The organism is Stutzerimonas stutzeri, assembly GCF_013522825.1.
GTDB classification, from domain to species: Bacteria; Pseudomonadota; Gammaproteobacteria; order Pseudomonadales; family Pseudomonadaceae; genus Stutzerimonas; species Stutzerimonas stutzeri_AK.
The window spans coordinates 64365-72239 of the sequence record NZ_JAAMQZ010000027.1; the positions used below are offsets into that span (position 1 = coordinate 64365).

Sequence of the window (7875 nt, forward strand, 5' to 3'; positions counted from 1 at the left end):
CCGCGCACCGCCGTCCCGCGTAGGGGCGGCGGTCGGCAGCATCCGCTCACAACAACAACAAGGCGCCATAGGCGCCAACGGAGGCAACTATGCAACTCTATTCGCGCAAGGATGGAGACGAACAACCCTACTGGAAGGCCGGCCCTTTCAAATTACGGCTGCCATTCATCCATTACCGCTGGGAGACCGCCGAGATGCTCCAGGCGCTGATCATGTTCGTGGTCAGCCTGGGCATGATCCCGCTGCTGGAAAAATACCTCGGCCTGCCTTACGAAGTGGCCCTGGCCTACGTCGTGATCTGCGGCATCGGCTTCATGCTGCCGGCGCTGCTTGGCGTGCCACTGGTGCCCGGCTGGATCACCCCGGGCATTCCGGTGGTGCTGCTGTTTCTCGGCAACTTCGAGCCGGGACCCGAGGCGATTCGCGCACTGTTCGCGCTGCAGATCCTGGTATTCGCCATCTTCCTGCTGCTCGGCATCACCCGTCTGGGCAGCGTGATGGTGCGCATCGTGCCCAACTCGATGAAAGGCGGAATCATCATCGGCGCCGGCATCGCCGCGCTGATCGGCGAGATCGAGACAGGCGGGCGCCTGGCCAACACACCGATCTCGCTGGTGCTGGGTAGCCTGATCTGCCTGTACCTGATGTTCTCGGTGTCGTTCCGCGCCCTCACCGAGCGGGTACCGCTGACGCGCAAAATCGTCAACTACGGCATGGTTCCGGGCATGGTCATCGCCATCCTCGTCGGCATCGCAACCGGTGAGTACAAGTTGCCCGACGTACAGTTCGGCATCACCGCACCGGCTTTCGACCAGCTCTGGCAGTACCTGCCGTTCAGCGTCGGTTTTCCAGGCATCGAGGTGTTCATGCTGGCGGTGCCTACGGCGGTTATCGCCTACATCATCGCCTTCGGCGACATCATCGTCGGTCAGTCGCTGATGCAACGCGCCGACGAGCTGCGCCCGGACGAGAAGATCGAGATCAACGTCGACCGCATCCACCTGGTCAGCGCCTTGCGCAACGGCCTGCATGCCTTCTTCGCCCCCTACCCGGGGCTGGCCGGACCGCTGTGGACAGCCGTAGCAGCGACCATGGCCGAGCGCTACAAATACGGTCGCAAGGCGATGGAGTCTATCTACAGCGGCGCCGGCACCTTCTGGATCACCGGGTTTCTCGCACTGTTCATCCTACCGCTGGTGAGCTTCTTCCAGCCCGTGCTGCCGATCGCGCTGTCGCTGACCTTGATCCTTACCGGCTACATCTGCCTGATGGTGGGTTTCGAGCAGCTTTCCAGCAACACCGAACGCGGCATCGCCGGCACCATGGGCGTGGTGCTGGCCGTCTATGGCGCAGGTTGGGGCCTGGCAGCGGGTGCCGCTCTGTACCTGCTGCTCGAGCGCACCCACCTGCTGCACTTCTCCCCCTCGCCGCAACCCGCCCAGCAGCCCGACGAAGCCGAGTGATCCCGGCCGCCTCGGCGGCCTTCCCCAAGCCGCCCGTCACCGGCCTGCCCGGTCGGTGCGGTCGGTGCGGTCGGTGCGGTCGGCTGCCCCGAAAACGACAAGAAAAGAAGGAAACACTCAATGCAATGCAACAAACCAACCCGAATACTCTTGCTCACGCTGACCGCCGGAGCCTGTGCAGGCCACGCCAACGCTGCCCTGATCGAAGACAGCCAGGCACAACTGGACCTGACCAACTTCTACTTCAACCGCGACTTCCGCCAATCGGGCGCCAGCCAGTCGAAAGCCGAAGAATGGGCACAAGGCTTCGTGTTCCGCGTGGAATCCGGCTACACCGAGGGCCGGATCGGCTTCGGCATCGATACCCTCGGTCTGCTCGGAGTAAAACTCGACTCCAGCCCGGACCGCAGCGGCACCGGCATTCTGCAAAGCGACCGTGAAGCGCCTTTCCGCGCCCAGGACGAGTACAGCGAACTAGGCCTGACCGCCAAGATGAAGCTGGACGATACCGAGTTGCGCATCGGCACCCTGCAACCGGTGCTGCCCGTCTTGATGCGCAACTACAGCCGGCTGCTGCCACAAACCTTTCGCGGTGCCATGTTGACCAGCCGCGCGCACGACGATCTGACCCTCGATGCCGGCTGGATCGACCGGGTCAACCAGCGCAACTCCTCCGACTACGAGGGAATGACCGTTTTCAACGGCGACGCACGCAACATCGTGCTCGGCAGTCAGCCCACCAGCAAGCGCTTCCTCTTCGCTGGCGGCAGCTACGACTGGATGCCTTCGCTGACCACCAGCTACCACATCAGCGAACTGCAGGAACTCTACCGTGAACACAACCTGCGCCTGCTGAGCGTACTGCCGCTCGGCGCAGAGCAGAGCCTGAAGACCGATCTGCGCTTCATCCGCTCCAGAGACGATGGCGGAAGCAACGTGGACGCTGACGCCTACGCCGCGATCTTCAGCTACAAGCACGGCCCCCATGGCGTGAGCGCCAGCTATCAGCACCTGCAGGGCGATACCGGCCACGCCTACATCGCCGGCTCGGACAACTTCCTGCCGCACCTCTCGCAGATCACCGACTTCGGCAACGAAGACGAACGCTCTTGGCAGCTGCGCTACGACCTCGACTTCGCCCCCCTGGGCATGCCGGGACTGACCTTCATGACCCGCTATACCCGTGGTGACCACATCGCCCTGGCCGGCGGCAGAGGCAAGGAATGGGAACGCAACACCGACCTGGCCTATGTCGTACAGAAGGGCTCGCTCAAAGGCTTAGGCATCAAACTTCGCAATGCCACCCTGCGCACTTCCGGGTTCGGTAACGACATGAATGAAAACCGGCTCATCGTGAGTTACACATTGGAGCTTGCCCCCACGTCACGCTGATGCTCATGGACCGTGCCAGCCGTCCCAAGGTCACCGCACCCGCCTGAACACCCGAGGGACAAGGACGTCCATCATAAAAATGAAACGCTTGAGCGCAGCCGCAGTCCGAAATTCAGAGCCCAGCAGTCCGAGGGCTCCACTTCGCCTCGGCGCTGCCACCATAGACTGACTCAGGCAGGCCCGCCGGGAAGACAACCCTGGAGGACGCTCATGAAACGATTCGCCCTATACGCCGCAGCCGCCCTGCTCGCCAGCCCCGCCGCTTTCGCTGCCGACAAGGACCTCTGCGAAATCAACATGCAGGAAATCGACGACAACATGGCCACCACCATGACCACACTCGGCGAGCCCGCCAAGAGTCAGGTCGAGGAACTTCTCGAACAGGCCCGGCAGGCGCAACAGGCAGGCGACACCGAAGCCTGCATCGCCCACTCGACCAAGGCATTGCAAGAGCTCAAGGGTCCGGGCAGCTCCGGCAGTGGCGGCAGCAGCGGAAGTGGATCGGGCTCAGGCAACTGATCCATCCAATACGGGCAGGCCACCCTGCCCGTTTCACGGCCAGCCCTTGAAATCCGACGGGGCGGACTTATCTATGATTCGACGCAGCCTCCGCTTTGGCGTAGACTGCACAGCACATGAAGCTGAAAACCGCTTCATGGGGCCGATTAGGATTCGACGCCGGTAACGAAACTCTAGGTGCATGCCGAGTTGGTAACAGAACTCGTAAATCCACTGTTGCAAACTTATAGTTGCCAACGACGACAACTACGAAGGGTACGCGCTAGCCGCCTAACCTTCATCTGGTCGCTTCGGCGCCAGCGGTCATGAGGGGATGCCTGTAAACCCAAAATGACTGTCAGACAGAACAGGATCGCCGCCAAGTTCGCTGTAGACGTAACGGTTAAAACTCATACAGCTCGCTCCAAGCACCCTGCCAATCGGGCGGCGCGGAGTTAACTCAGTAGATCTGGCTAAGCATGTAGTACCGACAGCGGAGAACTGGCGGACGGGGGTTCAAATCCCCCCGGCTCCACCATTTCAACACTGAAACCCGTCTAGAATGCGGGTTTCAGACCAGATTTGATGGCATTGGATTACTCACAGTCCGTCTGTGAATCCAAAAGGTATGCCATCATGTCCAAGCGTCAAAGCAAAACAGGTGTCCCTCACCTGGTCTATCAAGCCAACACTGGCTTTCAGTACTACCTCACATTCCCGAAGCACTTCGCGGCCAACCCGAAACTGCCTGCGCAAATCCGGTGGTCGCTCAGCCACGACGAAGCACTTGCCCGCGACCTTGCGAGTTATCTGAACACGGCTTTCGAGCAGTTCCTTGCCAAGGCGACCGAGCACTACGTTGAGCTCTTTTCTGACCGCCTGCTGGCTGACCTCCAAAGGTTTCACTTGGCGGTAGCGGAGGCACTCAAATTCGCCGACCGAGTTTGGAAAGTCCGCCCGTCGCCAATGAAGCTCGCGAACCAAGACCTTTCGGTCGCCCACGCTCGCATGATGAAAGAGAGTGCCGAGCGTGTAGTGCTCTATAGCCACGAGCCAGGGGGCGAAATTTTCTTCGCACTCACACCAACACCCGCACTGGTAAAAGCGCTTGGGGTCGGGTTCGTACGCTTTGACTGGCCGCTCGGAACCAGCAACCAGAACGTGGCGAGCGACGCTGCCCGGTACATTTACGCCGCCCTTGATGTACTCGAGAACGTTCCACCCTCTCCAGGGCGCTATTCGAAAGAATCTCCTGCATTTGCAGCGATGACGCTTTATGAATACTTGTGCCATGCCCGCCCAGACCAGGGTCGGAATCTCATGCACATTCCCCCAGCACTACCGCAATCTCGGCAAGCTTTGCATTTTCATCTTCAGCAAGCCAACGCGATGCATCTGAAGCTCCGCATCATTGATCGAGCGCTCTTGGTGCAGGAGGAATCGGGGCTTTATGTGATGCTTATCGAACTTGATCCGCTGTGCATGAAAGCGCACCTGAGAGAAAACAAACGCTTTCGGGTTGAGCTGCTCACTAGCTCCATCATCATTGCGGTCCTCATGCTGACGTATACGCTGCAGAAGGTTGATAAGGTGCTGTTGCGTTACTTTCAGGAAGACGATCACCAAGATCCTTACGCCCAAGCCATGCAGGAAATCGGTGACCTGGTTCGGCGGATGTTGGGTTCTGCTGCAACCACCGAGCCTATGCAGACGATTCCGGAGCTGAACTCGCCGACAGATGCTGTGGCACCGCCACAGGATCCAGGCACCCTCGCGTTGCTGAATGCGCTCGGGAGCGTTCTGCCCGACGCGCAGAAAGCCAAGCTTGAAACCCTCTTTACGCAACCCTCCGTCAACGATCGCATTGTCTCGCCGGCGCATGGTTCAAACGCAGGGTTGAGCCTCGCAGCTTTGGTAAAGGAATACGAAGAACGGCAAATTCGTGAAGGAGCCTGGGCTAATCCGCGGACTCGCATTACCGCTCGGGCCCGCCTGGAAGGCCTGTGCGAGCTGCTTGGCGGGCACCGGCAAGTCGAAACGCTGACTCGTGCTGAGTTCAACACGCTACGCGATCATCTGCGCAGCTATCCGAAGAACCGGCACCGCCTTCGCGCCACACGTAACCAGCCGTTGAGCAAGATCATCAGCGACGGGAAGTTTGAGCCGATCAATCCGCGCACTGCGAAAAAGTTCTTTGAGCTGGCAAGGGCCCTTGTCACCTACGCCCATGATCAAGGTTACATAACCGAAAACATCGCGGCCGGATTGGTATTCAGCACGAAAGGTGCCGACGCGCCTAGGAAGCGCACATATAGCCCAAGCCAAATCGAGAAGCTCCTTCACGGCCCGGCCTACACGTTAACTAAGCCGCCGCGCTGGCGTCTGGACGACTTCAAGTTTTGGCTTCCGCTGCTCGGTCTCTATACCGGCGCACGGCTTAGCGAACTCTGCCAGCTGCGGCTGGAAGACATTCGGCAGGAGCTCGGCGTTTGGATCATCAGCATCAATCGGACAGGGTCGAAGCAACTCAAAACGTTCGACTCTGAACGGCTAGTGCCCATTCACAAGCAGTTGATCGAGACAGGCTTCCTCGACTATCACCAGGCTCGCCTGGACATAGTTAAGCAGGATATGAAAGCTCCTCTTTTCGAAAATATCCGTGTCTACGGTGATCTTTCTCCTGGGCACGTTGCGAGTCGTTGGTACCTGGGCTCAAGCCAGAGCAGTCATGGCTACTTGGGGCTCTGCGGCCTCGGAGAGGAGGGCCTGACGTATCACGGCCTACGGCATACTTTTATCAACCAATTCCGCCGACAGAACCTCGACCTCGCGAAAGCTAAAGCACTCGTGGGTCACGCTGATAAAAGTACAACTGGCGGCTATGGCGACTGCTATCCGGCAGGCGTCCTCAAGGACGAGCTCGACAAAATCGATTTCGGCATTGGCTTGGATCATATCCATTACCGGCACTATCAGAAGCTACAAAAAGCACAAGGTGACTTCAAAGTTGGGCGGCCGGTTGGCACGCCATTCCCGAACGTGCGAGCTCCTAAGCGCCACTGGAAATCGTACGCATAAGGCCTAGCCAAACAGAGGCGGGAGCCTTGCTCCCGCCCTTTTTACACATCCCTTAATTATTGACAAAGTGTCAATAAAAGCTATCGAAGCTAAGCTTCCAATAGATTACCTTGACTGTTCATTTATACAGTAATAATCTGAAGCCTCACCCACTGTGAGGTATATATGAATGTAACGTCCCCTGTCTCCATTCCTTTTTATAAGGGCCTGAGTCTGATCGTAGAGCCTGGCCATGAAGAGCACTTGCGAATCGCCTTGGCGAACATCTCCGCGGTGACGGACGCGATAAACCGCTTCCACTCTTCACCGTTACTTACCGAGTTCATGGACACTACGCTGTCCCGCTTCCTGCGAGAAAACACTTACGCAGGAAAGTCCGAGCATATGCTGCGGGCTCGAATGGAAAAGCTGAAGGTCGTCCTGACCCGAGATAACCCTACACGCCGAGTCGCTGAGCTTGATCGAGCTGATGTGCAGCGTCTAAAGGATCAGTTGCCATTGTTACTGAAGCAGAACTCGGCTTCGGGAAGTAAAGGCGCAAACCTGATGACCTATTACCAGCTGTTCAATCGCATGCTGGACGAGGCGCTGGAGAGCAAGCTGATTACCGATGCGATCAAGGTTGCTACTTGCAGTACAAAAAAGGCCGAGGTCACAAAGCCATTTCTAGATAGCAACCTGATTCAGATGCTCTCCGGCTGGCCTTACCAAAAGCACCTCGCGGGCACACTGCCCAAGGTCTACCAGGATGCCAAGCCGTATCGGTTCTGGTTGCTTCCTCTCGGGCTCTACACCGGCGCGCGGCTCAATGAACTCTGCCAGCTTCGTGTGCATGATGTCATCCAGGATGTCCACGGCGTAGACCTTATCGACATTAACGATAACGGCTACAACAAGTCGCTGAAAACGGGGACATCGGCACGGCAGATTCCGATCTGCACGAAGCTTGTGGAGATGGGTTTTATAAATTTCGTAGAGGAACGACGCCAGACCGATGGCAACGATGCATTGCTTTTCGGCGAGCTGAGCTTTGACCCGAAGCACTTATACTCCCGCGATCCGAGTCGTTTTTTCTGCGGGCCGTGTACGGGAACGGGATACATCGGTCAGCATTGTCCGCCGGCCGTTAATGGCGGGCTCAATTTTAAAAGTCTCCGTCGTTCGTTTGCCGTCCGGCTGGAACGGTCAGGCATATCTCCGTCCACGATCGCCTATCTGCTTGGCCATGAAGGCAGCGCTCCGGAGGTCACAGCAGACCACTACTTGGAAAAGCCGCTGAGTTTGAGACTGCTGGAGCAGATGGAGCGCGGCCTGACTTGCGGATTCCACGCCATCCGGCCACCCAGTCCGCTCTCATCTGGCCAGGCATTCCAGGGCCATCTGGCCACCTGTTCCACGGCCATCCGGCCGGGCAGTCGGAGCGCAGCGACGCAGGGGTGGCATT

Annotated in this window: 5 protein-coding genes and 1 other RNA gene; all 6 read left to right on the forward strand. The window is 58.5% G+C overall.

Translation table 11 applies throughout. The features are described 5' to 3' along the window. Positions 1-89: 89 nt before the first annotated feature. Positions 90-1463, forward strand: a complete 1374-nt coding sequence (locus tag G7020_RS16510) for a solute carrier family 23 protein (protein ID WP_181086277.1) — start codon at positions 90-92, stop codon at positions 1461-1463. 120 nt (positions 1464-1583) lie between these two features. After that, positions 1584-2855 carry an OprD family porin gene (locus tag G7020_RS16515; RefSeq protein ID WP_181086278.1) on the forward strand — a complete coding sequence of 424 codons (1272 nt, stop codon included), beginning with the start codon at positions 1584-1586 and terminating at the stop codon, positions 2853-2855. A gap of 210 nt (positions 2856-3065) precedes the next feature. Beyond that, positions 3066-3374 (forward strand): hypothetical protein, encoded by a 309-nt coding sequence (locus G7020_RS16520; RefSeq protein ID WP_181086279.1) that lies wholly within the window; start codon positions 3066-3068, stop codon positions 3372-3374. 138 nt (positions 3375-3512) lie between these two features. Beyond that, positions 3513-3891: a transfer-messenger RNA gene (ssrA, locus tag G7020_RS16525) on the forward strand. Between the two features lie 98 nt (positions 3892-3989). After that, complete coding sequence (locus G7020_RS16530) at positions 3990-6431, forward strand: site-specific integrase (RefSeq protein WP_181086280.1); 2442 nt, start codon at positions 3990-3992, stop codon at positions 6429-6431. Between the two features lie 165 nt (positions 6432-6596). After that, the coding region (locus G7020_RS16535; RefSeq protein WP_258189372.1) for a site-specific integrase at positions 6597-7875 on the forward strand (1279 nt) is incomplete at its 3' end.

Bases quoted from the DNA above. Each gene is read 5' to 3' on its own strand.
- G7020_RS16510 (WP_181086277.1), top strand. From the start codon at position 90: ATGCAACTCTATTCGCGCAAGGATGGAGACGAACAACCCTACTGGAAG.
- G7020_RS16515 (WP_181086278.1), top strand. From the start codon at position 1,584: ATGCAATGCAACAAACCAACCCGAATACTCTTGCTCACGCTGACCGCC.
- G7020_RS16520 (WP_181086279.1), top strand. From the start codon at position 3,066: ATGAAACGATTCGCCCTATACGCCGCAGCCGCCCTGCTCGCCAGCCCC.
- G7020_RS16530 (WP_181086280.1), top strand. From the start codon at position 3,990: ATGTCCAAGCGTCAAAGCAAAACAGGTGTCCCTCACCTGGTCTATCAA.